Origin of the sequence: Methylobacterium sp. Leaf102, from assembly GCF_001422425.1 — a bacterium.
Classification (GTDB): Bacteria; Pseudomonadota; Alphaproteobacteria; order Rhizobiales; family Beijerinckiaceae; genus Methylobacterium.
Window position 1 is genome coordinate 34,461 of sequence record NZ_LMMX01000037.1, and the last position, 23,740, is coordinate 58,200.

The 23,740-nt window shown below is 69.6% G+C and carries 23 protein-coding genes; 15 read left to right on the forward strand and 8 right to left on the reverse strand.

Going from position 1 to position 23,740, the window contains the following annotated elements; genetic code table 11:
• Nucleotides 1-7: 7 nt before the first annotated feature.
• Nucleotides 8-376: a hypothetical protein gene (locus ASF27_RS16275; RefSeq protein WP_156467559.1), complete on the reverse strand. Its 369-nt coding sequence runs from the start codon at nt 374-376 to the stop codon at nt 8-10.
• A 147-nt stretch (nt 377-523) separates the two neighbouring features.
• Nucleotides 524-850 (reverse strand): hypothetical protein, encoded by a 327-nt coding sequence (locus tag ASF27_RS16280; RefSeq protein WP_156467560.1) that lies wholly within the window; start codon nt 848-850, stop codon nt 524-526.
• Between the two features lie 249 nt (nt 851-1,099).
• Between ASF27_RS16280 and hemC the strand changes: the two genes are divergently transcribed.
• The gene (hemC, locus tag ASF27_RS16285; protein ID WP_082479229.1) at nt 1,100-2,035 is read left to right on the forward strand and encodes a hydroxymethylbilane synthase; all 936 of its coding nucleotides are present in this window, start codon (nt 1,100-1,102) and stop codon (nt 2,033-2,035) included.
• Nucleotides 2,036-2,048: 13 nt separating this feature from the next.
• Here hemC and ASF27_RS16290 read toward each other — a convergent pair whose 3' ends face one another.
• On the reverse strand, nt 2,049-3,098 hold the full coding sequence (locus ASF27_RS16290) for a GSCFA domain-containing protein (RefSeq protein ID WP_056361741.1): 1,050 nt from the start codon (nt 3,096-3,098) through the stop codon (nt 2,049-2,051).
• A 190-nt stretch (nt 3,099-3,288) separates the two neighbouring features.
• On the opposite strand from ASF27_RS16290, the gene ASF27_RS16295 reads away from it, so the two are divergent.
• Nucleotides 3,289-4,185: a WcbI family polysaccharide biosynthesis putative acetyltransferase gene (locus ASF27_RS16295; protein ID WP_056361744.1), complete on the forward strand. Its 897-nt coding sequence runs from the start codon at nt 3,289-3,291 to the stop codon at nt 4,183-4,185.
• Between the two features lie 15 nt (nt 4,186-4,200).
• Here the strand turns inward: ASF27_RS16295 and ASF27_RS16300 are convergent, their stop codons facing one another.
• Nucleotides 4,201-4,587 (reverse strand): response regulator, encoded by a 387-nt coding sequence (locus ASF27_RS16300; RefSeq protein ID WP_056173286.1) that lies wholly within the window; start codon nt 4,585-4,587, stop codon nt 4,201-4,203.
• Between the two features lie 92 nt (nt 4,588-4,679).
• Here ASF27_RS16300 and ASF27_RS16305 point away from each other — a divergent pair, with 92 nt between their 5' ends.
• From ASF27_RS16305 to glmM, 6 genes are all read left to right on the forward strand, one after another.
• Nucleotides 4,680-5,123 (forward strand): Hpt domain-containing protein, encoded by a 444-nt coding sequence (locus ASF27_RS16305; RefSeq protein ID WP_244473823.1) that lies wholly within the window; start codon nt 4,680-4,682, stop codon nt 5,121-5,123.
• A gap of 318 nt (nt 5,124-5,441) precedes the next feature.
• Nucleotides 5,442-5,966 carry a peptidoglycan-associated lipoprotein Pal gene (gene pal / locus ASF27_RS16310; protein ID WP_056306015.1) on the forward strand — a complete coding sequence of 175 codons (525 nt, stop codon included), beginning with the start codon at nt 5,442-5,444 and terminating at the stop codon, nt 5,964-5,966.
• Between the two features lie 125 nt (nt 5,967-6,091).
• Nucleotides 6,092-7,069, forward strand: coding sequence for a tol-pal system protein YbgF (ybgF, locus tag ASF27_RS16315; protein WP_056174108.1), 978 nt, complete (start codon nt 6,092-6,094; stop codon nt 7,067-7,069).
• Complete coding sequence (gene tilS, locus ASF27_RS16320) at nt 7,066-8,181, forward strand: tRNA lysidine(34) synthetase TilS (protein ID WP_244481025.1); 1,116 nt, start codon at nt 7,066-7,068, stop codon at nt 8,179-8,181. The genes ybgF and tilS overlap by 4 nt, the downstream gene beginning before the upstream one ends.
• A 50-nt stretch (nt 8,182-8,231) precedes the next feature.
• Entirely contained in the window at nt 8,232-10,154 is a 1,923-nt protein-coding gene (gene ftsH / locus ASF27_RS16325; protein ID WP_056173293.1) for an ATP-dependent zinc metalloprotease FtsH, read from the forward strand.
• Nucleotides 10,155-10,296: 142 nt separating this feature from the next.
• On the forward strand, nt 10,297-11,640 hold the full coding sequence (glmM, locus tag ASF27_RS16330) for a phosphoglucosamine mutase (protein WP_056173296.1): 1,344 nt from the start codon (nt 10,297-10,299) through the stop codon (nt 11,638-11,640).
• A 6-nt stretch (nt 11,641-11,646) separates the two neighbouring features.
• On the opposite strand, the gene ASF27_RS16335 is transcribed toward glmM, so the two are convergent.
• Nucleotides 11,647-11,973: an MmcQ/YjbR family DNA-binding protein gene (locus ASF27_RS16335; RefSeq protein WP_056173299.1), complete on the reverse strand. Its 327-nt coding sequence runs from the start codon at nt 11,971-11,973 to the stop codon at nt 11,647-11,649.
• Nucleotides 11,974-12,195: 222 nt separating this feature from the next.
• On the opposite strand from ASF27_RS16335, the gene ASF27_RS16340 reads away from it, so the two are divergent.
• From ASF27_RS16340 to ASF27_RS16355, 4 genes are all read left to right on the forward strand, one after another.
• Nucleotides 12,196-13,074 carry an outer membrane beta-barrel protein gene (locus tag ASF27_RS16340; protein WP_056173301.1) on the forward strand — a complete coding sequence of 293 codons (879 nt, stop codon included), beginning with the start codon at nt 12,196-12,198 and terminating at the stop codon, nt 13,072-13,074.
• Between the two features lie 215 nt (nt 13,075-13,289).
• Complete coding sequence (locus ASF27_RS16345; protein ID WP_056361747.1) at nt 13,290-14,174, forward strand: outer membrane beta-barrel protein; 885 nt, start codon at nt 13,290-13,292, stop codon at nt 14,172-14,174.
• A 109-nt stretch (nt 14,175-14,283) separates the two neighbouring features.
• Nucleotides 14,284-15,249 carry a porin family protein gene (locus ASF27_RS16350; RefSeq protein ID WP_056361750.1) on the forward strand — a complete coding sequence of 322 codons (966 nt, stop codon included), beginning with the start codon at nt 14,284-14,286 and terminating at the stop codon, nt 15,247-15,249.
• A gap of 151 nt (nt 15,250-15,400) precedes the next feature.
• Nucleotides 15,401-15,625, forward strand: a complete 225-nt coding sequence (locus tag ASF27_RS16355; protein WP_156398881.1) for a hypothetical protein — start codon at nt 15,401-15,403, stop codon at nt 15,623-15,625.
• On the opposite strand, the gene ASF27_RS16360 is transcribed toward ASF27_RS16355, so the two are convergent.
• Nucleotides 15,626-16,174, reverse strand: a complete 549-nt coding sequence (locus tag ASF27_RS16360) for an HNH endonuclease (protein ID WP_056173314.1) — start codon at nt 16,172-16,174, stop codon at nt 15,626-15,628.
• Between the two features lie 656 nt (nt 16,175-16,830).
• Here ASF27_RS16360 and ASF27_RS16365 point away from each other — a divergent pair.
• Together ASF27_RS16365 and ASF27_RS16370 are read left to right on the forward strand one after the other, a co-directional pair.
• Entirely contained in the window at nt 16,831-19,434 is a 2,604-nt protein-coding gene (locus ASF27_RS16365; RefSeq protein WP_056260995.1) for a DUF3772 domain-containing protein, read from the forward strand.
• A gap of 4 nt (nt 19,435-19,438) precedes the next feature.
• Nucleotides 19,439-19,957 (forward strand): CAP domain-containing protein, encoded by a 519-nt coding sequence (locus tag ASF27_RS16370; protein ID WP_244476647.1) that lies wholly within the window; start codon nt 19,439-19,441, stop codon nt 19,955-19,957.
• 8 nt (nt 19,958-19,965) lie between these two features.
• On the opposite strand, the gene ASF27_RS16375 is transcribed toward ASF27_RS16370, so the two are convergent.
• Nucleotides 19,966-20,796, reverse strand: coding sequence for a flagellar motor protein MotB (locus tag ASF27_RS16375; RefSeq protein ID WP_056173318.1), 831 nt, complete (start codon nt 20,794-20,796; stop codon nt 19,966-19,968).
• Between the two features lie 40 nt (nt 20,797-20,836).
• A complete protein-coding gene (locus ASF27_RS16380; RefSeq protein WP_056173321.1) occupies nt 20,837-21,610 on the reverse strand; it encodes a MotA/TolQ/ExbB proton channel family protein in 774 nt (257 codons plus the stop codon).
• Between the two features lie 280 nt (nt 21,611-21,890).
• Here ASF27_RS16380 and ASF27_RS16385 point away from each other — a divergent pair, with 280 nt between their 5' ends.
• Nucleotides 21,891-23,666 (forward strand): glucan ABC transporter ATP-binding protein/ permease, encoded by a 1,776-nt coding sequence (locus ASF27_RS16385; RefSeq protein ID WP_056260994.1) that lies wholly within the window; start codon nt 21,891-21,893, stop codon nt 23,664-23,666.
• Nucleotides 23,667-23,740: the final 74 nt, after the last annotated feature.

Here is a 23,740-nt window from a genome sequence, read left to right on the forward strand (position 1 = left end):
CGAGACCTCACTGCCCGGAGTTGCGGACGATCATTTTGATGCGCGCATCGAGGTGGTTCCAACGGGCGGCGATCCGGCGCTTGGCGCAGGCCTCGAACGAATCGCCCGCGAAGAAGCCGACATGGACCGACCGGTGCCGGCATTCGAGGAGCGGGGGCACCACGATCACCGCCGGAATCGGCAGGGACAGCAGGGCGAGATCGACGGCGAGGCCGAACTTCCAGCCGATCCCGCCCCGTTTCGGCTCCGTCGCGTGCGCCTCCCGCAGGCGCCGGCGCTCCACGGCGAAGGCCGCGGCTCCGTCGCGGTCGGTGCGTCGCAACGGGGCCGGGTCGGCGAGCCCGGGTGGGCGTGAGGCGTCGGACGTGGGTGTCATGGCCGGGATCTCGCGATGGAATTCGAGCAAGCGGCCGGAACGGCCCAGGAGCGCTCACCGCCGGATCCGATACCGGTTCGGTAGAAAAGAACGCAGCAAAACAAAGACCTAACCATGTGTCCCGACCCAATGTGGTCGGGCGCAGCCCTAGCGCAGGGCGCCGGCGATGGAGCGGAAACGATCGTCCAGTCCGCGGATGTGGCCCATGACCGCCTGGCGGGCGCAGACGGCGGCGATGAGGCCCTGCGGCAGGAAAACCGGCTTGGCGCCGGAGCCGCAGGGCATCAGCAGGGACGCCCCGAGGAAGCCGACCCCGCCGAGGAGCAGCACGAGCTTGACCGGGCCGGGCCCGCGGCGGCGACCGCGCATCCGCTCGGGCGCGCGGGATCGCACGGGCGGCGGCTCCGGCGCGCCGGGATCGTCGCGCGGGCCGAACTCGGCCTGATAGTAGCGCTCCAGCTTGCTCACTCTCATCCGGCCGCATCCCCGCCAAGCTTTGCAACCAGGAGGCGTCATGAATCGCTAAGTTTGCGATAACGCAACCGATCGACTCGTCGCGAGCGGACCTGCTCACGCGCGCCCCAGCGGGGTTCGAGGCGGAACCGGGGCCGCTTGTGCGAAACCCGCTTCGCATGCGCCGTGCGGCCCCCGGATGCCCGGTGACAGGGCCGTGCGGACTGCGTACCACGGTGTCAGGACACCCACCCGGAGCGATCCGCGCCGATGACTTCGCCCAAGACCCAGCGCCCCCTCCGCATCGGCACGCGCGGCAGCCCGATGGCCCTCGCTCAGACCGGGATGGTGCGGGACAAGATCGTGGCCGCCAATCCGGGGCTCGAGACCGAGATCGTGGTGGTCAACACCGTGGCCGACCGCATCCTCGACCGGCCGCTCTCGGAGATCGGCGGGAAGGGACTGTTCACCAAGGAACTCGAACAGGCGCTGTTCGCCGACGTGGTCGACGTCGCCGTGCATTCCATGAAGGATGTGGAGACCTGGCTGCCCGAAGGGCTCGTGATCGCCTGCATCCTCGAGCGCGACGACCCGCGCGACGCGTTCCTGTCGCCACGCGCATCCGGCTTCGCCGACCTGCCGTCCGGCGCCCGCATCGGCACCTCGTCCCTGCGCCGGGCCGCCCAGGTGCTCATGCGGCGGCCGGATCTCCGCATCGTCCCCCTGCGCGGCAACGCCAACACCCGGATGCGCAAGCTGGAGGAGGGCACTTGCGACGCCACCCTCCTGGCCCTGTGCGGGCTGGAGCGCCTCGGCATGGCCGACATGGCCCGCTCCGTGCTCGCCGTCGAGGAGATGCTGCCGGCGGTGGCGCAGGGCGCGCTCGGCATCGAGTGCCGCGCGGATGATTCCGACGTGCGGGCCCTCCTCGCCCCCCTCGTCAGCGCACGGGCGACGGCCGAACTCGCCGCCGAGCGCGGCCTGCTCGCCGAACTCGACGGCTCGTGCCGCACCCCCATCGCGGCGCTGGCCCGCATCGACGGCGACAGCCTGTCCCTCGACGGCCTGCTGTTCCTGCCCGACGGCAGCGCGCACTGGGCGGTCCAGCGCGCGGGCTCCGTCGCCGATGCCGCCCGTATCGGCGCCGAGGCCGGCGCCGAACTGAAGCGCGCGGCCGGCGACACCTATTTCAAGCACCTGCAGTAGGGGCCGGACGGCCTCAGGCGAGGCTGCGTTCGATGGCTTCCTCGTCACAGATCACGCCGGCCGCGCGGGCGTATTCGAGGCCGAGCGGGTGGGGCACCCGGGCCACGGGCGCCGCATCCGTGAAGGCGCCGAGGAACACCCGCATGACGTGGGCGACGGCCTCGGGCGTCACCGAGCGCAGATCCTCGGCGTAGTACCGGCCGGCATTGGCCGTGCTGGTGACGATCTCGTAGGCGGGAAAGTACACCGCGCGCGGCTCGGCCTCGACCACCTCCTCCGCCGCCACTCGCAGGGCCGCCTTGCTGTAGGCGTTGGACACGAGCACGTGCCGGTCGGCGTAGGACGCGATGAGCGGCACCGGCGAGACCGTGAGGATCACCCGGGCGCCCGGATTCACCGCGAACAGCCGGTCGAGGAACGCCAGCATGTCGTCCCGCACGGCGCCCGCACGGGCGTTGACGAAGGCATAGCGCGCCGGATCGAAGGCGTCGCCGATCACGCCCGGCGCCACGGGCAGGGCCGCCCCGTCGGCGCGATGCTCCCAGCCCTCCGTCAGCCCGAGGGTGAACACGAACACGTCGAGGTCCGCGAACATGGTTCGCACGGCCGCGAGGTGCGTTTCGCGCGACGCCAGGAGGGCCACTTCGTCAGCGAAGCCATCGGGCTCGACGGCGGGGCGGAACGGATCGACGAGGCGTCCGTCCGGCCGGGTCCACGCGGTCACCTCGGGGCGATAGGTTCCGTAGGCCCGGTCGAAGAGCTGGAGCAGTTGGCGCGCGGTGTAGACGTTGCCAGTGCGGGCGCAATAGGTGCCGTACTGGCGCGCCTCCGCCTCCGCCTCGGACAGGCCGGGGGGCGCCGGCTCGGCGAGGTAGCGGCCCAAGCCGGCCTCCGTGAGCGCCCGCGCCACGTGCTGCGCGAAGCAGCTTCCCGCGGTGGCGACCCGGGCCCCCGGCGGGATGAGAAACACTCCGCTGGGCCCCGGCGCCAGGGCGAAGGGCGGCACCCCGACCACGGCCTTGCGCCAGAATCGCTCGGCCGGTAGATCGGCGTAAGGGTTCATCACCACGGCGGCACCTCTCATCCGTTCGCTCACAGGCTGGCCGCACCGGGCCGTCGCACGGGTCGAGACCCTGACGCGATCCGTCTCATCGTTCAGATCTCGCGTCTGCTCTTGGTCGCCATCCTGGGCGGGACCATGGCGCCGGGCCGTCGCTTCGGGAGAGCCGGTCCGAACGGGTCGCCGCATCGCCGTGCTGGGCAATTGCCAGGCCGACGGCATCGCACGCGCCCTCAGCCTGCTCCTGCCCGAGGCCCGCGTCAGCCTCGTCCCCCTGGCGACCCTGCGGCGGGACCACGCCACCCTGACGCGCCTGCGCGACCACCTCGCGCCCTTCGACCACGTGTTCTCGCAGTTCTTCCCGGAGGGCTTCGTCACGGGCGGCAACGTTCACGCCCTGGCACAGGGGGATGCACGCCTACGCCTGTTCCCCACGATCCTGTTTCCGGCCTTCCACCCGGACATGGTCCATGTCGGCGATGTCGACGCGCTGTCGGCGACCCACCTCGTGCGTTCGCCCATGGGGCCGTATCACTCGGCCATCGCCCTCTGCGCGTACCTCGAAGGGCGCACCGTGGCGGAGACCGTCCGCCTGTTCCGCGACGACGTCTACGCGCGGCTCGGCTACTACGACGCCTGGGACCACGCCAGCACCTACCTCCTCGGCAGCGCGCGCGACCTCGCGTTTCCCCTGGACGCGGAACTCGCGCGCTGGTCGCGGCGGGGCTGCTTCATGCACGTCCTCAACCATCCGAAGCTGTTCGTGCTCGCCGACATCGCCCACCGCCTCGCCCGCGAGGCGGGTCTCGCGCCCCTGTCCGTCGCGGCGGAGGACTATCTCGCCGACGACCTCGTGTCGGATGCGGTCTGGCCGCTCTATCCGGAGATCGCGCGGCGCTACGGCCTCCCGGGAACCACGCACTACAAGCCCAGGGAGCGGAAATGGGGCGCGGCCCCGATTCTGTTCGATCGCTCCGCCTTCGTCGCCGGCAGCTTTTCCGCCTACGCCCGGCATCCGGCGGACCGCCTCGTATGTCCGCGCGTCGCGGCCTGGCGGGCAGACCCGGCGGTGCGGGCTCTGTTCACCTGAATCCCCGGCCCCGGGCTATCCGGCGGCGCGCAGACCCGATGCGGCGGCGATGCCCCGGGCGAGTTCGGCGATGGGCTGCATCCGGAACGGCTTGGCGACGAACAGGCTGTCGCTGACGGCGCGATTGCGCGGATACGTGCCGCTGGAGGCATAGACCACGGGACGGCGGGGATGCAGCGCCCGGAACGCGTCGGCCACGCTCCAGCCGTCGACGAGGCCGGGCAGGTTGATGTCGGTGAACAGCCAGTCGATGGTCGGGCCGGTCTCGCGGATGGATGTCAGCGCCGCTTCGCCGCTCGACACCGCGACGACGCTCAGGCCACCCTGATCGAAGACACGGCTGAGCATGTCGAGCAGCAGGTAGTTATCCTCGACGATCAGAACCCGGCAGTGGGAATCCATCACCCGTCCCAACTCTTCGCCCCAACTCTTTGCAACGACGCGTCTATCCTGATAATGGTTAAGCCTCTTTCAACTCCAGCGGTGGCTTGACCGTGCCCGCATCCGCGCCTCCGATCGACAGCACGCAGGCCCTCGATGTTCCGTTCGCAGCGGGCATCGCGTCGCGGGTCGCCGGCGTGGTGCCGGTCTACGATCCGGCGACCCTGGCCGAGCTCGAAGGAGTGTTCGGCCAGGCGCGGCTGATGGACCTCCTGGGCCATCTCAGGATCGAGATCTCGCAGCGGCTTGGCTGGCCCGATACCGACCGCCTGGCCCTGCGCCACGATGCTCACACGCTGCTCTCGGTCAGCGGTTCGCTCGGGTTCTTCGACCTGTCGCGGTGCTGCCTTGAGATGGAGCAGGCCTGCCTCCTCGGAGCCGATCTGGCCGCTCCTCTGAAGGCGGCCCGCGCCGCGGCAGAAGGGGCGATCGCGGCCATCTGCGCGATGGAAGCCGGCGCGCGGCCCGAGACCCCGTTGGCGGCCTGCGCCGCCTGACCGAACGCGGCAGATCCGGACCGGGCGATCGCACGGCCGCGAGGCCGACCGTTGCGGTGAAGCGACACGAATGCGCGAAAGATCGGGCTCGATCGAACCGTCCCGACGCCGCCGTATTGTCGGATGACGATAGTCCCATCGGCATCGGCGTGCGGGCTCGCACGTCATCTGCCGCGAATCGATGGTGGAAACGCTCCGTCAAGGTTGACGGAACCTTCGCTTAACCTGCCCGGCTTAGACAACGGGGCTGAAGACACCGCACCAGCCCCGGATATCGGGCCGCGCCGCGCGCCGGCGCCGTTCGAGGAGAACAGGACCATGACCACGATCGCGCGCTCCCGCGTGTTCAGCCTCGCGGCGGCGCTCTGCGCCGCGCTCAGCGTCGCCGCCTGCAGCAACGACAAGGATCTCGCCGACGCCTCCGGCTTCGGCGCCGGCGCGGGTGGGGCCTACGGGGCCGGGGCGGGCACGCCCGGCAGCGCCCAGGACTTCGTGGTCAACATCGGCGACCGGGTGTTCTTCGAATCCGATTCGACGGACCTGACGTCCACGGCGACGGCCACCCTCGACAAACAGGCGGCCTGGCTCCAGCGCTACCCGCGCTACACCTTCCTCGTCGAAGGCCATGCCGACGAGCGCGGCACCCGCGAGTACAACTTCTCCCTCGGCGCCCGCCGCGCCCAGGCGGTGAACGACTACCTCGCCGCGCGCGGCATCGCCTCGGGCCGCATCCGCACGGTATCGTACGGCAAGGAGCGGCCGGTCGCCGTGTGCAACGACATCTCGTGCTGGTCGCAGAACCGGCGGGCCGTCACCGTGCTCGACCGCGGCGCCGGTTCCTGATCACGCGAGAGGCGGGCGCTTTCGGAAACGGGGCGCCCGCGTTTTGCCGCAATGCGGCACACCTGTTATGGGGCGGGAGGCCAGTCGATGGCCTTCGCGGGACACGTTCACCGGTGCCGATCGCCATGCTCCGTCGCCTCCTCCTCGTCACCTGCCTCGCGCTCGCGGCCCTGTCGCCCGCGGCGGCCCAGGACGGGTCCGATTTCGTCGTGCGCCTGAACCGGCTGGAGAACCAGTCGCGCCAGCAGGCGGGACAGATCGAGACGCTCCAACACGAGAACCGCCAGCTCAAGGAACAGCTTCGCAAGTTCCAGGAGGATGTCGAGTTCCGCCTGCAGGAGGCCAAGGGCGGTCGCGGTGCGGCATCCCCGAGCGGCAATCCGGCGCCGCAGAAGCCGGCCAAACGCAGCGACGCCTTCGATCCCGACCAGAACCCCGGCCGACCGGGCGCACCGATGCAGCTCGGCACCACGACGCCCTCGAACGCCATGTCGTCAAACGCCATGTCGTCGAACGCCATGTCCGCGGCGCCTTTGGCCGAGGCGCCCCGCGCCCGCACGGTGCCGCCGACGGTGGTGGAGGCCGACGACGAGGAGCCCGGCCTGTCGCCGCCCGGCTTCGGCGGCCCCGTCGATCTCACGCCGCCGTCGCGTGTACCGACCACGGGCGCCATCGCGGCGCCGGCCCGCCCGGGCGTCGCCGCCACCGCCACGGGTGACGCCCGCGCCGATTACGAATCGGCCTACGCCTACATCCTGCAGCGGCAGTACGAGCAGGCCGAGATGGGCCTGCGCCAGTTCATCCAATCCCACCCGCGCGACGGGTTGGTGCCGGCGGCGACCTACTGGCTCGGGGAGAGCTACCTCCAGCGCAATCGCAATCGCGAGGCGGCCGAGCAGTTCCTGAAGGTGTCGACGGATTACGCCCGCTCGGCCCAGGCGCCGGACGCGATGCTGAAGCTCGGGACCTCGCTCAACGCCCTCGGCGCCCGTGAGCAGGCCTGCGCGACGCTGGCCGAACTCGAGCGCAAGTTCCCCGGTGCCGCCCCCTCCGTGCGGCAGGGTGTGGCCCGCGAGCAGAAGCGCGCCCGCTGCGCGGCGTGACCGCGCCGGACTTCGACCCTGCCGCCATCGAGGCGGCGCTCGCTCCCTACGTCGCGCCCGCGATCCCGCATGGCGGCGTGCTGCTCGCCGTTTCGGGCGGTCCCGATTCGACGGCCCTGATGCGGGCCGCCAAGCAGGCCCTCAAGCGGGTCGGTCCCACGATCCCGCTCCACGTCGCCACCGTCGATCACGGGTTGCGGGCCGCCTCAGCCGTCGAGGCGGAGGGCGTCGCCACCCTGGCGCGGGACTTCGGACTGCCGCACCGCATCCTCGCCTGGACCGGCCCGAAGCCGGCCCACGGCCTCCAGGCGGCGGCGCGCGGGGCGCGCTACGCCTTGCTGGGCGCCCACGCGCAACGGCTCGGTCTCGATTGGGTGCTCACCGGACACACCCGCGACGACCAGGCCGAGACCGTGCTGATGCGCCTGCTGGCCGGGAGCGGCCCGGCGGGTCTCGCCGGCATGCGGGCCGTGCGTCCCCTCGTCGGTCGGGTCCGCCTCGGACGACCGTTCCTCGACCTGCCGAAGGCCGGCCTCGTGGCGTATTGCGTCGCCCATGGCCTCACCCCCATCCAAGATGCGTCGAACGCCGATCCCCGCTTCGCCCGCGCCCGGCTGCGCCGCCTCCTGCCGGACCTCGCCCGGGAGGGGTTGAGCGACGCCCGCCTGACGCGACTTGCCGCGCGGTGCGCCCGCGACGACGCGGCTCTCACCGATGCCGCCCGCGCCGCCTACGTCACCGCGCGCCGTCCGGCCGATGCTCCCACCCTGGTCCGCCTCGACCCATCGGGGCTGGCGAACCTGCCGGACGCGGTCCTCATCCGCGTCGTCGCCCTGGCCCTCGCGGAGGCCGGGGCGGGACGGCCGCGCCTGGAGCGAATCGAATCCCTCGTGCTCGACGCCCTGCGCCCGGCTCTTCGGGATCGGGCGCCCCTGCGCCGGACCCTGGCGGGCCTGCTGGTTTCCCTGACGCGGGGGAGGGGGTTCACCCTCGCGCCGGCACCGGCCAGGACCGGCGGCGACGGGGCTGGGGACCGCCTTGCCGCAGGAGTACGCGATTTACTTGGCAAGGGGGGCGGGGCTGCCTACATTGGCTCGGAGTGTCCGGACTGATATCCGCCCCATTCGCGCCGCGGGCCCGGATGCCCCCCAGGGATTGATCGATGAACCCGAACTTCCGCAATTTCGCCTTGTGGGTCGTCATCTTCCTGCTCGTGCTCGCCCTCGTGACGCTGTTCCAGAATCCGGGACATCGCGGCGGCGGCGCTGAGATCGCCTACAGCCAGCTCTTGAACGATGCCGATGCCGGCAAGATTCAGACGGTGGTGATCTCCGGGCAGGACGTCAGCGGCTCCTACGTCGGCGGCGGCAACTTCACCTCCTACGCGCCGAACGACCCCGGCCTGGTCTCGAAGCTCCAGAGCAAGGGCGTGCAGATCACCGCGCGGCCGCCGTCGGACAACACGCCGTGGTTCATCCAGTTGCTCGTGAGCTGGCTGCCGATCCTCGTGTTCATCGGCGCCTGGATCTTCCTCAGCCGCCAGATGCAGTCCGGCGCGGGCCGGGCCATGGGATTCGGCAAGTCGAAGGCCAAGCTCCTTACCGAGGCTTCGGGCCGCGTGAGCTTCGACGATGTCGCCGGCGTCGAGGAAGCCAAGGAGGACCTGCAGGAGATCGTGGAATTCCTGCGCGACCCGCAGAAGTTCCAGCGCCTCGGCGGCCGCATCCCGCGCGGCGTTCTCCTCGTCGGCCCCCCCGGCACGGGTAAGACCCTGATCGCCCGGGCGGTCGCGGGCGAGGCCAACGTGCCGTTCTTCACCATTTCGGGTTCGGACTTCGTCGAGATGTTCGTCGGCGTCGGCGCAAGCCGCGTCCGCGACATGTTCGAGCAGGCGAAGAAGAATGCGCCCTGCATCATCTTCATCGACGAGATCGACGCGGTGGGCCGCCATCGCGGCGCCGGCTTGGGGGGCGGCAACGACGAGCGAGAGCAGACCCTGAACCAGCTCCTCGTGGAGATGGATGGCTTCGAGGCCAACGAGGGCGTGATCATCATCGCGGCCACCAACCGGCCCGACGTCCTCGACCCCGCCCTCCTGCGTCCGGGCCGGTTCGATCGCCAGATCATGGTGCCGAATCCCGACGTCGTCGGCCGCGAGCGCATCCTGCGCGTCCACGTCCGCAAGGTGCCGCTGGCACCGGACGTCGACCTCAAGGTCATCGCGCGCGGAACCCCGGGCTTCTCGGGCGCCGACCTCATGAACCTCGTCAACGAGTCGGCGCTCCTGGCGGCGCGTCGCGGAAAACGCATCGTCACGATGCACGAGTTCGAGGACGCCAAGGACAAGGTGATGATGGGCGCCGAGCGGCGCACCCTGGTCATGACCGAGGATGAGAAGCGTCTCACCGCCTACCACGAGGGCGGCCACGCGATCGTCGCCTTCAACGTGCCGGCCACCGACCCCGTCCACAAGGCGACGATCATCCCGCGCGGCCGGGCGCTGGGCATGGTCATGCAGCTGCCCGAGCGCGACAAGCTGTCCATGAGCTTCGAGCAGATGACCTCGCGTCTCGCCATCATGATGGGCGGCCGCATCGCCGAGGAGATGACCTTCGGTGCCGACAAGGTGACCTCGGGCGCCCAGTCCGACATCGAGCAGGCGACGCGTCTCGCCCGCATGATGGTGACCCGCTGGGGCTTCAGCCCCGAACTCGGCACCGTCGCGTACGGCGAGAACAACGACGAAGTGTTCCTCGGCATGTCCATGGGCCGTCAGCAGACGGTCTCGGAAGCCACCGCCCAGAAGATCGACGCGGAGGTCCGCCGCCTCGTTGAGACCGGTCTGGAGGAGGCCCGCCGCATCCTCGGCGAGCACAAGGACGACCTCGAAGCCCTCGCTCAGGGACTGCTGGAATACGAGACCCTGTCGGGCGACGAGATCAAGAATCTCATCGCCGGCAAGCCGCCGGTGCGCGATTCCGGCGATGGTCCCTCAAGCACCGTCCGGGGCTCGTCGGTTCCCTCCGCCGGTCGCGGCCGGCCGCGCGAGACCGATGGCGGCCTGGAACCGCAGCCCCAGGCCTGAACGCTTCGAATCCCCTGGGATAAGCCCGTGAGCCCGCCCCCCGGCGGGCTCACGCATGTCCGGGCCGCGTTAACCGTGCCGGGATAGCCTCGGAGGCGGATTCCGGGCCCACCGCAGCAGACAGCAGACGGATCGCGAACCCATGTCGCGCAAGTATTTCGGCACCGACGGCATCCGTGGGCGCGCCAACGGCGTGATCACGCCCGAACTCGCCCTCAAGGTCGGCCAGGCCGCCGGGCTCCTGTTCCAGCGCGGCGACCATCGTCACCGGGTGGTGATCGGCAAGGATACCCGCCTGTCGGGCTACATGATCGAGACGGCCCTGATCGCCGGTTTCACTTCGGTCGGCATGGATGTGCTCCAGCTCGGTCCGATGCCGACGCCCGCGGTCGCCATGCTGACGCGCTCCATGCGGGCCGACCTCGGCGTGATGATCTCCGCTTCCCACAACCCGTTCGAGGACAACGGCATCAAGCTGTTCGGTCCGGACGGGTTCAAGCTCAACGACGACGTGGAGCGCGCCATCGAGGCGCTCATCGACGGCGAGATGCACAAGCGGCTGTCGGGCTCGCGCGATCTCGGCCGGGCAAAGCGCATCGAGAGCGTGCATGCCCGCTACATCGAGTTCGCCAAGCGCTCGCTGCCCCGCAACGTCACCCTCGACGGTCTGCGGATCGTGGTCGATTGCGCCAACGGCGCGGCCTACCGCGTCGCGCCCGAGACCCTGTGGGAGCTCGGCGCCGAGGTCATCGCCATCGGGGTCGAGCCGGACGGATTCAACATCAACCAGGATGTCGGCTCGACGGCGCCGGCGGCGCTGGCCGCCAAGGTCCGGGAACTCCGCGCCGACATCGGCATCGCCCTGGACGGCGACGCCGACCGGGTTCTCATCGTCGACGAGAAGGGCCAGTCCGTGGACGGGGACCAGCTCATGGCCGTCGTCGCCCGCTCGTGGAAGGAGGACGACCGCCTGACCCAGCCGGGGCTGGTCGCGACGATCATGTCGAACCTCGGCCTCGAGCGCTACCTCGGCGGCATAGGCCTGTCCCTGGCGCGCACGGCGGTGGGCGACCGCTACGTCCTCGAGCACATGCGCGAGCACGGCTACAACCTCGGCGGCGAGCAATCCGGACACATCATCATGTCGGACTACGCCACCACCGGCGACGGTCTGGTGGCCGCCCTGCAGCTCCTCAGCGTGGTCAAGCGCTCCGACCGGCCGGTCAGCGAGGTCTGCCACTGCTTCGATCCCCTGCCGCAGATCCTCCGCAACGTCCGCTACCGCGCAGGCGAGCCGTTGCGGGCGGATTCGGTCGTGACCGCCATCGCGCAGGCCCGCGAGCGCCTCGGCAACGACGGTCGCCTCGTCATCCGCGCCTCGGGCACGGAGCCGGTGATCCGCGTGATGGCCGAGGGCGACGACCGCGCCCTGGTATCGGAGGTGGTCGACACCGTCGTGGACGCCGTGGCCAAAGCCGCGGCCTGATCGCCCTCAATCCCCGTCGAGGGCCGCCGGCGCCACGTTGCGCCACGCCGCCAGCAGGGCGTCGCGCAGCACCGCCTCGTCGGCGTCCCACAGGTCGAGGTTGGTCCAGCCGCGCCGCCCCCATGCCCCCGGCACGGGCGCGAACAGGTCCGGCGCCTCGGCCAGCAGGTGTTCCTGGTCGCCGGGCGTGAGCTTCAGGACGACCCGCTCCTCCTCGACCCACAGGGTCGCGAAGATCCGGCCGCCGATGCGAAAATCGGGATGCCCCTGATGCGCGGCCTCGACCACGCCGGGGAGCAACAGGGCAAGGGCACGGACATCCTCGGGGCGCATCGCCGCGTGTCTACACAGGTGCAGGTTCGGATGCACCGGTCCGGATCGACGCCGGCCTGCCCGCCTGACTTGACCCGGAGTCTCCACTTGTCTCGTCATAGTCCGGCAAGGATAAGATTTAACGTTAAGCCTGATTTAACCCCGTTGCGCCAATCATGCCTTCGTCATCCGAGCCGGCGCCTCGTCGCTCCCGGCAAACGGTCGAGTGAAGGACTGAATTCCATGCGCCGCTCCAAGCTGTCTGCCTTGGTGCGCTCGTTCACGCTCCTTGCGAGCGTGGGAGCGCCCAGCCTCGGATACGCCGCCGACCTGCTTCCCCCCCTGCCGCCCGAGCCGCTGCCCCCGCCCGTCGAGATCGGCGGCGGCTGGTACCTGCGCGGCGATATCGGCGTGGGTGCCGCGAGCTACGAGAAGGTGGTGACCACCGTGCCGGGCAAGGCACTGCCGCCGAACTATGAGATCCATCAGAAGAGCATGGGCGACCAGTTCTTCGGCGGCGGCGGCGTCGGCTACCAGTTCAACGGCTTCCTGCGCGGCGACATCACCGGTGAATACCGGGGCGGCGGCCGCTTCTCCTTCGTCGAGAAGTTCGATCTGCCCTACGGCAACGGCGTTCCGGCCAAGGGGATCGACTACGACCAGGGCAACCTTTCCACCGTGGTCGCCATGGCCAACGGCTACGTCGATCTCGGCAGCTGGTACGGCGTGACGCCCTTCATCGGCGGCGGCGTCGGCTCGGCCTTCCACACAGTGCACGGCTTCAACGACACCGGCGCCGGTTCGGCCGCCGGCGGCTTCGGCATCGCCGCCACCAAGCGCACCACCAACCTCGCCTGGGCGGCCATGGCCGGCCTCGGCTACAGCGTCACGCCGAACCTCAAGCTCGAGCTCGGCTACCGCTACATGAACCTCGGCCATGTCGGCACCGGCTCGGTGAGCTGCTTCAACGATCCGGGCTGTGCCGGCGCCTCCTACAAGCTCAAGGAAGTCACCTCCCATGATGTGCGCATCGGCATGCGCTGGATGCTCGGCGGTATCGTCGCCGCTCCGGTCATCGCCGATTACCAGCCCGAGCCGGTACCGCTGATCCGCAAGTACTGACACACCCTTGGGCGTCACAGCGCCCATGACCAAGACGGCGCGAACCCTCCGGTTCGCGCCGTCTTGGTTTGCGACAGCAAACCTTCGCCAGCAATCGCGTTAAGCTTAATCCGCTCCTAACCTTCCTCTCCGATACTCGCGCACATGACGACAGCCAGGTCGGTCCCTACGGGTGCGTGCCGCCCGGGACAGCGTGCAAACGGTTCGGGGACAGCATGACACAGCAGACGCGCCCTTCGCATCGCGCCCATGGGCGGACGCGCGCCGCGGTCGCCGGATCGGCCTTGACCCTGATGTCGCTCGCAGCCCTCGTGCCCGCGTGGGGCGCCGACCTGCTGCCGCCCCCGCCGCCGGAGGCCGCCCCCGTGCCCATCGGCGGCGGCTGGTATCTCCGCGCCGATTTCACCGAGAGCTTTCCGCTGCGCCCGACGGACGCGACGCTGCCCGATCCCAACGATCCGGGCATGCCGCCCCTGGTGCGGCGGACCCTGAGCCGCGAGGCCGGCTACGGCGGCGGCGTCGGCTACCGCATCAATCCCTGGCTGCGCGTGGACGCCACCTTCGACCAGCGCCAGGATTCGACCTACAGCGCGTACTCGTCGCGCACCAACTTCGCCACGGGCTACAACGTCGAGGCCGGGCGCCTCGGCGCACTCACGGGCCTCGTCAACGTCTACGCCGACCTCGGGACCTGGTGGGGCCTGACCCCGTATATCGGCGCCGGAGTCGGTTTCGCACGAAACGATTTTCGCCGGGGCTACACCCAGACCACCTGCCTCATCGACGCCTGCGACGGCGGGCCGGGCGCGGGCCCACGCCCGGCGGTGATCCGGCCCAACCGCTCCGTCACCAACCTCGCCTGGGCGCTCACGGGCGGCGTCGCCTACGAGCTCGGCACCGGCTTCAGCCTGGATGCGAGCTACCGCTACGTCGATCTCGGGCGCGCCGAATCCGGCCTCGATGCCTTCCGGTCCGGCAGCAGCCTCAAGGACCTCGCCGCCAACGAAGTCCGCGTCGGCCTGCGCTATGCCTTCCGCGACGGCATTCCGAGCCTGCAGGGACTGCCCACGGTGTGGAGCAGCGGAAACCCCTACGAGTAGGCCCGGCCGGCTTCGGAGATCGAAACGCTCCGTTAAGGTTACTCAAGTACACATTCCAGAACAGGCTCAGTAAAAACCCAGTCGATCTGACGCCTTGAGGACGACATCGATGCGGACCCTGACCCTCGCGCTCCTGACGACGCTCGCCCTCGGCGCCGGCTCCACCGCCGGCGCCGCCGACCTCGATTACGGCGTCCTGCGCGGCCCGGACTACGAGCCGGCGGCCCCGATCATCGATTGGAACGGCGTGTATGTCGGTGGGCATGGCGGCTATACGTCGGCCGCGCTCGGCTACAGGAATGTGTTTCAGCCGCTCGTCGCGAGCGCCTTGCTCGCAACAACGGCCGAAGGGCAGTTCAACGCATCGACGTTGCTCCAGGCGCGGTCGCAGCGCGTCGACGGCACCAGTTTCGGGGCCTATGCGGGCTTCAACTACCAGTTCGAGGATACCGTCATCGGTATCGAGGCCGACTACACGCGGTTCGAGAAGACCGGCCTGACATCGGACCGGATCGCGCGTTTCGGTACGACCACGGGTGGCTTCTTCGAAACCGTCGCGCTGTCCGGAGTCTCGACGACCAAGATTCAGGAGTTCGGAACCGCCCGTGCTCGCGCAGGCTTCGCGTTCGGAAACTTCCTGCCCTTCGTGACGGGTGGTGTGGCCATCGGTCGGGCGCAGATCACCGACAGCGTCGCCATCAACAATTATGGCTACGATCAAGCGGCGTATCGAGCCAACGTAGCAACCGCTACCACCAGCAGCACCACGACCACGACGGGCGGCGTGACGACGACGACCACCACCGCACCTGGAGCCCAGGTGAACGTCGCCAACTTCGGCTACGCGGCGTTCAACCGAAACAATCCCGACGCCAGCGTCGTGGCGGCACCACGCATCGTCGGGCGGGCATCGACGAAGGTCGTCGCCGGCGTCGCTCTGGGAGCCGGCATCGAATACGCCTTGACGTCGAACATCATTCTGCGCGGCGAATATCAGTACGTGCTGTTCAACGATTTCGACGGCCACAAGGTCAATCTCAACACCGTGCGCGGCGGTGCGGCCGTGAAGTTCTGATTTTGCCTCGACACCGTCTCCGGTGGATGGCCGGCCGCTACGCAATGGGACGGAACACGCGCGGGCTTGTTAAGGCAGCACTCGCTTTTGGCGGGGTAGGATAGGGGTGCCGCACCCGATCGATTTCACCGATGCCGGAAACGCCCGAACCATGATCCGCCTCGTCCTCAGCGCCGGACTGGCCTCGGCCAGCCTCGTCCTCGCCGGTCTCGGCCCGGCACAGGCGGGGGGAGAACTCCGTCACCGGCCGTTGCCGCCGCCCGAGATCGCCTATCGCGATCCGGCCTACCTGCCGCCGCCGCCGCCTCTGCCCGTGGTGCGGGTGCCGCGCTCCCTCAATCTGCCCCTCTACAACGAGCCGCCGCGCCGGTTCTGATCAGCTCTCCAGCTCGGAATCCCAGTAGAGGTAGTCCACCCAGGTGTGGTGGTACTGCCGGTGGTCGAATTCCGGCTGGCGGCGGTGCAGCTCGTGCCGGGTCGGGCGGTGCGGCTCGTGCAAGAGGGGCATCTCGGCCTCGGCCGGGGTGCGGTTGGCCTTGCGCAGGTTGCACGGCGAACAGGCCGCGACCACGTTTTCCCAGCTCGACAGCCCGCCGCGCGAGCGCGGCACCACGTGATCGAAGGTGAGCCCGCCGGACGGCAGGCGCAGGCCGCAATACTGGCACGAGAACGTGTCGCGCAGGTAGATGTTGTAGCGGGTGAAGGCCGGGCTGCGCGCCAGGGTCACGTAGCTCTTGAGGGCGACGACGCTCGGCACCCGCAGGGAGCGGCTCGGGCTACGCGCCTCGACGTCGTAGCTCGCCACCAGGGTGACGCGGTCGAGGAACAGGGCGGTGAAGGCGTCCTTCCAGGACCACAGCGAGAGCGGATTGTAGGACAGCGGCCGGTAATCGGCGTTCAGCACGAGCGTTTGGAGATCCAGCATGGCGCACCCCTCTCGGCGGGTCGACACGGGGACAACGCGCGGGAATCGCCCGGCGCGCTGCCCCTGTCGGATGAAAGATCAAACGTTTTCGGAGTTTGGACCGGTGCGTCCGGTGGACGGGCGCGCGCAGAAGGCGCCGTCGGAGCGGCGCAGGCGCGGCAGAAATCACGAAAGGCTTAGGCCAAAAGCGGTCGCATCGGGCGAAAGCGCCCGGCTGGTGGCAACGTCCCTCGACGCGGACGACCGTCACCACCTCCTCGCACCGATACGAAAAGGCAAAGTCCATCACGGGTTAGTCTAATATCAGCATGACACGCTTGTGAAGGTCGCCCCGCATGCGCGCGACGCCATGCCCACAAGGAGCGATGCCCACGGGTCGCCGGGCCGGCAGCTCGTTTCCCCACAGGTCGTCTGCCCACGATCCGCACGCCAGCGATGCGGCCGGGGCGGGGCACGGTCAGCCTTTCGCCCCATTGCTCGGCGATTGCCGCCTCTCCCGACCCTGATCGCCCTGGCCTCGTTCGTGCGATCCCGCAGCGTCGCCCCGGCACGCCGCGCCATTCCGAGCGGGCAGGGCCCCCGACACGAAGGACGGCACCTTGCACGAGACGAACGCCCCGACCGCTCATCGGCCCACCGAGGGGAGGGTGCGTCGCATGCCCGGCGGGACCGGGCGCAGGCTGCGTCTCGTCCCGGTCCTGGCAGCGGGATGGCTCGGCCTCGCGAGCTTCGTTCCCGGCGCGGTCTTCGGACAGGCGCCCCAGCCGGCGGCACCCGCCGCCCAGCCGGCCGCGCCGGCTGCTCCACCCGTCGCCCAGCCGGCCGCACCCGCCAAGCCTCCGGCCCCGAAGCCCGTGGTGTCGGAGGAGATCAAGACCGTCCGCGACACCCTCGACAAGGCGAAGGACGACCTCGAACACCGCGAAAAGATCCTCGCCGGCGAGACAGTCGGCAGCGGCGACCTGACCCGCGCGCGCGACGGCGTCGACGCCATCGCCGACCGCATCCGCCACGTGATCGATCTCACAACGCCGCGTCTGGAAGCGGCCCGCGAACGCCTGACGCAACTCGGCCCCAAGCCGAAAGAGGGGGCGGAGGGCGAGGACGTCGCCCGCGAGCGCACGGAGCGCGAACAGGCGGTGGCCGAGATCGACGAGACCCAGCGCCTCGCGAAATCCCTCCTCGTGCAGAGCGACCAGATCGTCGATCAGGTCACCAACAAGCGCCGCGCGGCCTTCACCCGCGGCCTGTTCGAGCGCTCCACCGCCCTGGTCACCCCGGACCTGTGGATGCGGATCGCCGCCGACATCCCGCGCGACGTCCGCGCGCTTCAGAACGCCGTCTCGGACACCGCCGACCTGTTCGCGCGCAACGGCACCCTCACCAATCTGCTCTTCCTCGGGATCGCCTTCGGCATCTCCATCGCCCTGTATTTCGGTCGCCGCAACATCGCCCCGCGCCTCGGTCGGCGCGACGCCAAGGCCACGGATCCGTCACAGCGCAAGAAGCTGCTGGCCGCCTGGCGGGTCTTCCTCCTCGGCACCGTGCCGGCGGTCCTCGGGAGCTATGCGGTCTACTACGCCCTCGACGTCACCAACCTCCTGCCCATGCGGCTGCTGCCGGTAGCCGGGGCGATCCTCATCGGGCTCGCCTTCATCGCCTTCGTCGAGGCCCTGGCCGACGCCCTGCTGTCGCCCGACAAGCCGTCCTGGCGCACCACGACGATGACCGATGCGGCCGCCTCGCGGATCACCACCCTGGCGGTGAGCATCGCGGTGGTGATCACCGTGGTGAAATCCGTCGAAGCCCTGAACTCCGCGATCTCCGCGGCCCTGCCGATCTCCATCGCCACGCGCGGCCTCGGCGCCATCGCCACCGCCCTCATCCTCGCCATCGGCCTGCACCGCTTCGCCGACACGGCGGAGAAGGAGGAGGCGTGCTTCGGGCCCTACGTGGCGCCCGAGGCCGCCACCGGCATCGGCGGCCCGGCCCGGCTCCTCGGTTGGGCTGCGGTGGCGGTCATCGGCGCGGCCGCGCTCGTCGGCTACGTCGCGTTCTCGACCTTCCTCATCGACCAGCTCGTCTGGACCGCCAGCCTGTTCGTGCTGCTGTTCCTGTTCATCGGCAGCGCCGACACCTTCATCGGCGGGACCCTGCGCGACGACACCAAGATCGCGACCGCGCTCCAGGCCAACACCGGCCTGCGCAAGCGCTCCCTGAACCAGATCGCCGTGCTGGCCACGGGCTTCGCCCGCGTCGTCCTCATCCTGGTCGCGGCCCTCCTGGCGCTCGCCCCCTGGGGCCTCGATTCGACGGACGTGTTCACCTCCGTGCGCAGCGCCTTCTTCGGATTCAAGGTCGGCGACGTCACCATCTCGCTCTCCACCATCGCGCTGGCCGTCGGCCTGCTCGTGCTCGGCATGGCCGTCACCCGGGCGATCCAGCGCTGGCTCGAGAACACCTACCTGCCGGCCACCGACCTCGATGCGGGCCTGCGCAACTCGATCTCGACCATCGCGGGCTATTGCGGCTTCCTGCTCACCCTGGCGCTCGCGTTCTCGTATCTCGGCCTGAGTCTCGAGAAACTCACCATCGTGGCCGGCGCCCTGTCGGTCGGTATCGGTTTCGGCCTGCAATCCATCGTCAACAACTTCGTCTCGGGCCTGCTGCTCCTGTGGGAGCGCCCGATCCGCGTCGGCGACCAGGTGCTCATCGGCGACAGCGAGGGCATCGTGAAGCGCATTTCCGTGCGCTCCACGGAGATCCAGACCTTCGACCGCTCCGCCGTCATCGTGCCGAACTCGAACCTCATCTCCGGCATCGTCAAGAACCGGGTCCGAGGCGACCGTACAGGCCGGGTCTCCATCACGGTCAACGTCCTGCGCAACCAGGACCCCGTGCGCGCCGCCGAGATGCTGGTCGCTTGCGCCAGCGCCCACCCGGACGTGCTGAAGGAGCCTCCGCCCCGGGTGGTCTTCCGCAAGATCGGCGACCCGTTCCTCGAGTTCGAGCTCATCGCCATGATCATCGACGTGAGTTTCGGCCTGAAGGTGCAGAACGATTTGAACTTTGCCGTGTTCAAGTCCTTGTCCGAGGTCGGAATGATCCCGGCCATGGGTCCGGGCTCCAGCAACGTCGTCGTGCAGGGGCTCGAACCGTTCCAGGAGGCCATGGGCCGGATCGCCAGTTCGTTCGCGGAGCCGAGGGGCGACGCGAACGGATCGGCGGGCCGGCGGGAGGCCGAGATGCCGAAGGGGTGAGCAGGTGGGCCAGGGATTTTCGGGTGTCCGGGGCGTGTGTTTCGGAGCCTGCCTCGTCGCCGGAGCGACGCTCACGGGGTGCGCGACGCAGCAGCCCCTCGAGACCGCCACGGCCCTGCCGAGCCTGTACTGGCCGATGACCACCGCCGCGGCGCAGGTCGACGCGGCCACGGCCCGCGACATGATCTCGGCCTACCGCGCCCGCACCGGCGGCACGGCGCTGCGCCTCGACCCCGAACTGCAGAAGCTCGCCGAAGCCGAGGCCGCCGCCATGGCGGCCGCCGATCGGCCGAGCCGCGCCCAGACCGTGCGCGTCGCCATGGAGCGCCTCGGCCACCCGTCGGCCGGCGCCAATCTGTCGGCCGGCTACCACACCCTGGCGGAGGCGTTCTCGGGGTGGCGCGACAGCCCGGCCCACAATGCCGTGATGCTGGCGCCCGACGCCACCCGCATGGGCATCGCCACGGCCTACGCGCCGAACTCGAAATATCGGGTCTACTGGGCGCTGCTGGTGTCGAAGTAGCGTCCCCGTCAGGGGAACTTCATCTTCCGCGAAACCACCGGCGCCTCGGACAGGAGCGTCACCGTCACCCGGCGGTTGGCCGCGAGAAACGGGTTGTCGGGAAACAGCGGCTCGGTGTCGGCCTTGCCCGTCACCGAGGCGAAGCGATCGTCGGGCACGCCGCTGCCGGCGAGGATCTCCCGCACCGAGATGGCCCGGTTGGCCGAGAGCTCCCAGGGCGGAGCGGCGGGCCGCGCGCCGGGACGCTCCGAGGCGGTGAAGCCCGCGATGGCGATGCGGTTTGGCATCTTGCGCAAGGTCGGCGCCAAACGTTCCAGCAGGCGCCGGGTGCGGTCGTTCGGCCGACTCGACCCGTCCGGAAACATCGAGGCGCCGTCCTGATCGACGATGGCGATGTCGAGGCCCTTGGCGGTCGGCGTGACCATGATGTTCTTCGAGGCCTCGGCGATCTCCGGCATGTCCTGCAGGGCCTGGCGCAGGCTGGCGGCGGCGAGGCCGTACGCCTCCGGCATGCCGGTGTCCGGTGCGCCGTCGTCCGCCGTCCCCTCGACGTCCGGCGGATTGGTGTGGTCGGTGGACTGCTCGGGCGGGATGTCGCGCTTGTGCTTGACGAAGTTCGCCGTCGGCAAGCCGTCCTTCTCGATGATGCCGGCGAAGCGCGATTCCTTGTTGACGCCGAAGGCGTCGCGCATGGAGCCGGCCACCGCCTGCATCTTCTTCTGGTCCTGCGTCGAGTAGGCGGCGATCATCACGAAGAAGCTCATGAGCAGCGCCATCAGGTCCGCGAAGGTCACGAACCAGCCGTGGCCGCCATGCGCGCCGCGCTTCTTCTTGGCCACGACTTGGTCTCCCTCTCGCCCGTCGGACCGGTCGCGCCCGTCAGGCCGCCTCGGCCCCGACTTCGTCGCGGTGATTGTGCGGCAGGTATGCGATCAACATTTCGCGCACGAGCGAGGAGCTCTTGGAATCGCGTATGAGCAGGATGCCGTCGATGATGAGCGAGCGCGAGACGTCCTCCTCCTCCAGCTTGACGTGGAGTTTGTCGGCGAGCGGAAGAGTGACCATGTTGGCGAGGAGCGCGCCGTACAGGGTGGCGAGCAGGGCCGTCGCCATGGCGGGCCCGAGCTTCGACGGGTCCGACATGTTGGCGAACATGGTGACCATCCCGAGGATGGTGCCGATCATGCCCCAGGCCGGCGCGCAATCCCCGAAGGCCCGGTAGATCTTCGAGCCCTCGTCGAGGTGCATGAGGAAGTTGTCGCGGTCCCGCTCCATGGTGTCGCGGATGAAGTCCCGGTCGTAGCCGTCGGCGATGTAGCGCGCGCCCTGGGCGAGGAACGGGTCGGAGATCTCCATGCTTTCGAGGGCCATCGGGCCGGATTTGCGCACCACGTCGGCGATCCGGGTGATCTCCTCGATGAGTTCGCGCGGCTTGATCGCCCGCATGGAGAACGCGTAGCGCAGACCCATGGGCAGGCCGTGCATCATGGTCGAGAACGGGAAACGCATCATGGTCGCGGCGGTGGCGCCGCCGAAGATCACGATGACCGCGTGCTTATCGAAATAGGCGGCGAAATTGCCGCCATCGATCATGATCAGGACAAAGACGGTGAGGAAGCCGCCGATGAGCCCGATACCGGTTGCGAGGTCCATGATCACCGAGCCTTCGGCGGCCGTCGGGGGCCGCGAGAGCGCCCCGGGACGAGGCGCCGTCCCCACGTTGGCGGATTCAGCGTGAACGAACCGTAAAAGACCTCGCGCGGCTTGGCCGATCGTGTCATTCGCCGTTCAGGGAGCGAACGCCATAAGCGCGTCACGTCAAGGATTTGGCCGACCCCGCACGCGGCGGGCGGAGACCGGACCGGCGACGCGTCACGGCGCATCCAACCCCATGCGGGCCGCGCCAGGATCGGCACTCGGAGCGAACGGTATCATGTCGTTGATTCGTCTCTATGCCCGCGTCATGGGCCTCCTCGGGGCCGACAAGCGCCTGGCGGTGGTTCTGGCGACGGCGAACGTCGCCCTCGCCGTCGCGGCCTTCGCCGAGCCCCTGCTCATGGGCCGGATCATCGACCAGCTCACCCACCTGAACGCCAAGTCCAACGCCTTCGCGACCCTGGCGCCCCTCATCGGCGCCTGGGTGGCCTTCGGACTGTTCACCATCGCGGCAGGCGTGACCATCGCGCTCCACGCCGACCGGCTGGCCCACCGCAACCGCCTGTCGTCCATGGCGAACTATTTCGAGCACGTCCTCGAACTGCCGCTCGCCTTCCATTCCTCGAACCATTCCGGCCGCGTCCTCAAGGCGATGCTGGAAGGCTCGAACGGCATGTTCTGGCTGTGGCTCGGCTTCTTCCGCGACCATTTCGTCGCCTTCGTGTCGCTCGCCGTCCTCCTGCCCATGACCCTGTTCGTGAACTGGCAGCTCGGCTCGATCCTCGTCGTGCTGGTGCTGGCCTTCACGGTGCTCACCACCCTGGTCATGCGCCGCACCGAGACCCTGCAGGGCCGGGTCGAGGAATATCAGTCGGGCCTCGCCGAGCACGCCTCGGACGCGCTCGGCAACGTCGCCGTCATCCAGTCCTTCACCCGCGCCAAGGCGGAGAAGGACGCCATGCACGACATCATCCGCAACCTGCTCGCGGCCCAGATCCCGGTCCTGTCCTGGTGGGCGCTCGCCAACGTCGCCACCCGCGCCTCCGCGACCCTGACCATGACGGCCATCTTCATCACCGGCATCGCCCTGCACCAGCACGGCCAGGCCACCGTCGGCGAGGTCGTCGCCTTCATGAGTCTGGCCACCATGCTGGTCTCGCGCCTCGATCAGGTCGCCACCTGCATCAACGGCCTGTTCCAGCAGATGCCCAAGATCGCCGAGTATTTCGAGATCCTCGACACCACCCCGGCGGTGCACGACCGTCCCGGTGCGGCTCAGGTCGCCCGCTTCGACGGCGCCGTCTCGTTCGACGCCGTCGGCTTCTCCTACAATTCCCGCCGCAAGGCCCTGGAGGACGTGTCGTTCACGGCGCAGGCCGGCGAGACCATTGCGCTCGTCGGCACCACGGGTTCGGGCAAGTCCACGACCCTCGGCCTGCTGCACCGCGCCTTCGACCCCGACCACGGCGCCATCCGCATCGACGGCACCGACATCCGCGACATCGGCCTGTCCTCCCTGCGCCACAACATCGGCGTGGTGTTCCAGGAGCCGATGCTGTTCGCCCGCTCGATCCGCGAGAACCTCCTCGTCGGCCGGCCGGACGCGACGGATGCCGAGATGATCGACGCCCTCGAGCGGGCCCAGGCCACCGAATTCATGGCCCGTCAGGCCGACGGCCTCGACACGGTCATCGGCGAGCGCGGCCGCTCGCTCTCCGGCGGCGAGCGCCAGCGCCTGTCGATCGCCCGCGCCCTGCTCAAGAATCCGCCGGTTCTGATCCTTGACGAGGCAACCTCGGCCCTCGACGCCACCACCGAGCGCAAGCTCCAGGGCGCCCTCGAAGCCGTGATGGAGGGCCGCACCACCTTCGTCATCGCCCACCGCCTCGCGACCATCCGCAACGCCGACCGCATCCTCGTCTTCCACGAGGGCCGGATCGTCGAGTCTGGCACCTTCGACAGCCTCGTGGAGCAGAACGGCCGCTTCGCCGATCTGGCCCGAGCCCAGTTCATGGCGGCGGAAGAGCCTGTCGCGATGCAGCTCGCGGCCTGAACGAAAAGGCCCTCCCCGATCTCCGGCTCGGCCGGGATCGAGGAGGGCGCTCGGCTGAGTCGCGGTGGCGCTGC

Excerpts from the sequence above, each read along its gene's own strand:
- ASF27_RS16275 (WP_156467559.1), bottom strand. The coding sequence starts at position 376 with ATGACACCCACGTCCGACGCCTCACGCCCACCCGGGCTCGCCGACCCG.
- ASF27_RS16280 (WP_156467560.1), bottom strand. The coding sequence starts at position 850 with ATGAGAGTGAGCAAGCTGGAGCGCTACTATCAGGCCGAGTTCGGCCCG.
- hemC (WP_082479229.1), top strand. The coding sequence starts at position 1,100 with ATGACTTCGCCCAAGACCCAGCGCCCCCTCCGCATCGGCACGCGCGGC.
- ASF27_RS16290 (WP_056361741.1), bottom strand. The coding sequence starts at position 3,098 with ATGAACCCTTACGCCGATCTACCGGCCGAGCGATTCTGGCGCAAGGCC.
- ASF27_RS16300 (WP_056173286.1), bottom strand. The coding sequence starts at position 4,587 with ATGGATTCCCACTGCCGGGTTCTGATCGTCGAGGATAACTACCTGCTG.
- pal (WP_056306015.1), top strand. The coding sequence starts at position 5,442 with ATGACCACGATCGCGCGCTCCCGCGTGTTCAGCCTCGCGGCGGCGCTC.
- ybgF (WP_056174108.1), top strand. The coding sequence starts at position 6,092 with ATGCTCCGTCGCCTCCTCCTCGTCACCTGCCTCGCGCTCGCGGCCCTG.
- ftsH (WP_056173293.1), top strand. The coding sequence starts at position 8,232 with ATGAACCCGAACTTCCGCAATTTCGCCTTGTGGGTCGTCATCTTCCTG.
- glmM (WP_056173296.1), top strand. The coding sequence starts at position 10,297 with ATGTCGCGCAAGTATTTCGGCACCGACGGCATCCGTGGGCGCGCCAAC.
- ASF27_RS16335 (WP_056173299.1), bottom strand. The coding sequence starts at position 11,973 with ATGCGCCCCGAGGATGTCCGTGCCCTTGCCCTGTTGCTCCCCGGCGTG.
- ASF27_RS16340 (WP_056173301.1), top strand. The coding sequence starts at position 12,196 with ATGCGCCGCTCCAAGCTGTCTGCCTTGGTGCGCTCGTTCACGCTCCTT.
- ASF27_RS16345 (WP_056361747.1), top strand. The coding sequence starts at position 13,290 with ATGACACAGCAGACGCGCCCTTCGCATCGCGCCCATGGGCGGACGCGC.
- ASF27_RS16350 (WP_056361750.1), top strand. The coding sequence starts at position 14,284 with ATGCGGACCCTGACCCTCGCGCTCCTGACGACGCTCGCCCTCGGCGCC.
- ASF27_RS16355 (WP_156398881.1), top strand. The coding sequence starts at position 15,401 with ATGATCCGCCTCGTCCTCAGCGCCGGACTGGCCTCGGCCAGCCTCGTC.
- ASF27_RS16360 (WP_056173314.1), bottom strand. The coding sequence starts at position 16,174 with ATGCTGGATCTCCAAACGCTCGTGCTGAACGCCGATTACCGGCCGCTG.
- ASF27_RS16365 (WP_056260995.1), top strand. The coding sequence starts at position 16,831 with ATGCCCGGCGGGACCGGGCGCAGGCTGCGTCTCGTCCCGGTCCTGGCA.
- ASF27_RS16380 (WP_056173321.1), bottom strand. The coding sequence starts at position 21,610 with ATGGACCTCGCAACCGGTATCGGGCTCATCGGCGGCTTCCTCACCGTC.
- ASF27_RS16385 (WP_056260994.1), top strand. The coding sequence starts at position 21,891 with ATGTCGTTGATTCGTCTCTATGCCCGCGTCATGGGCCTCCTCGGGGCC.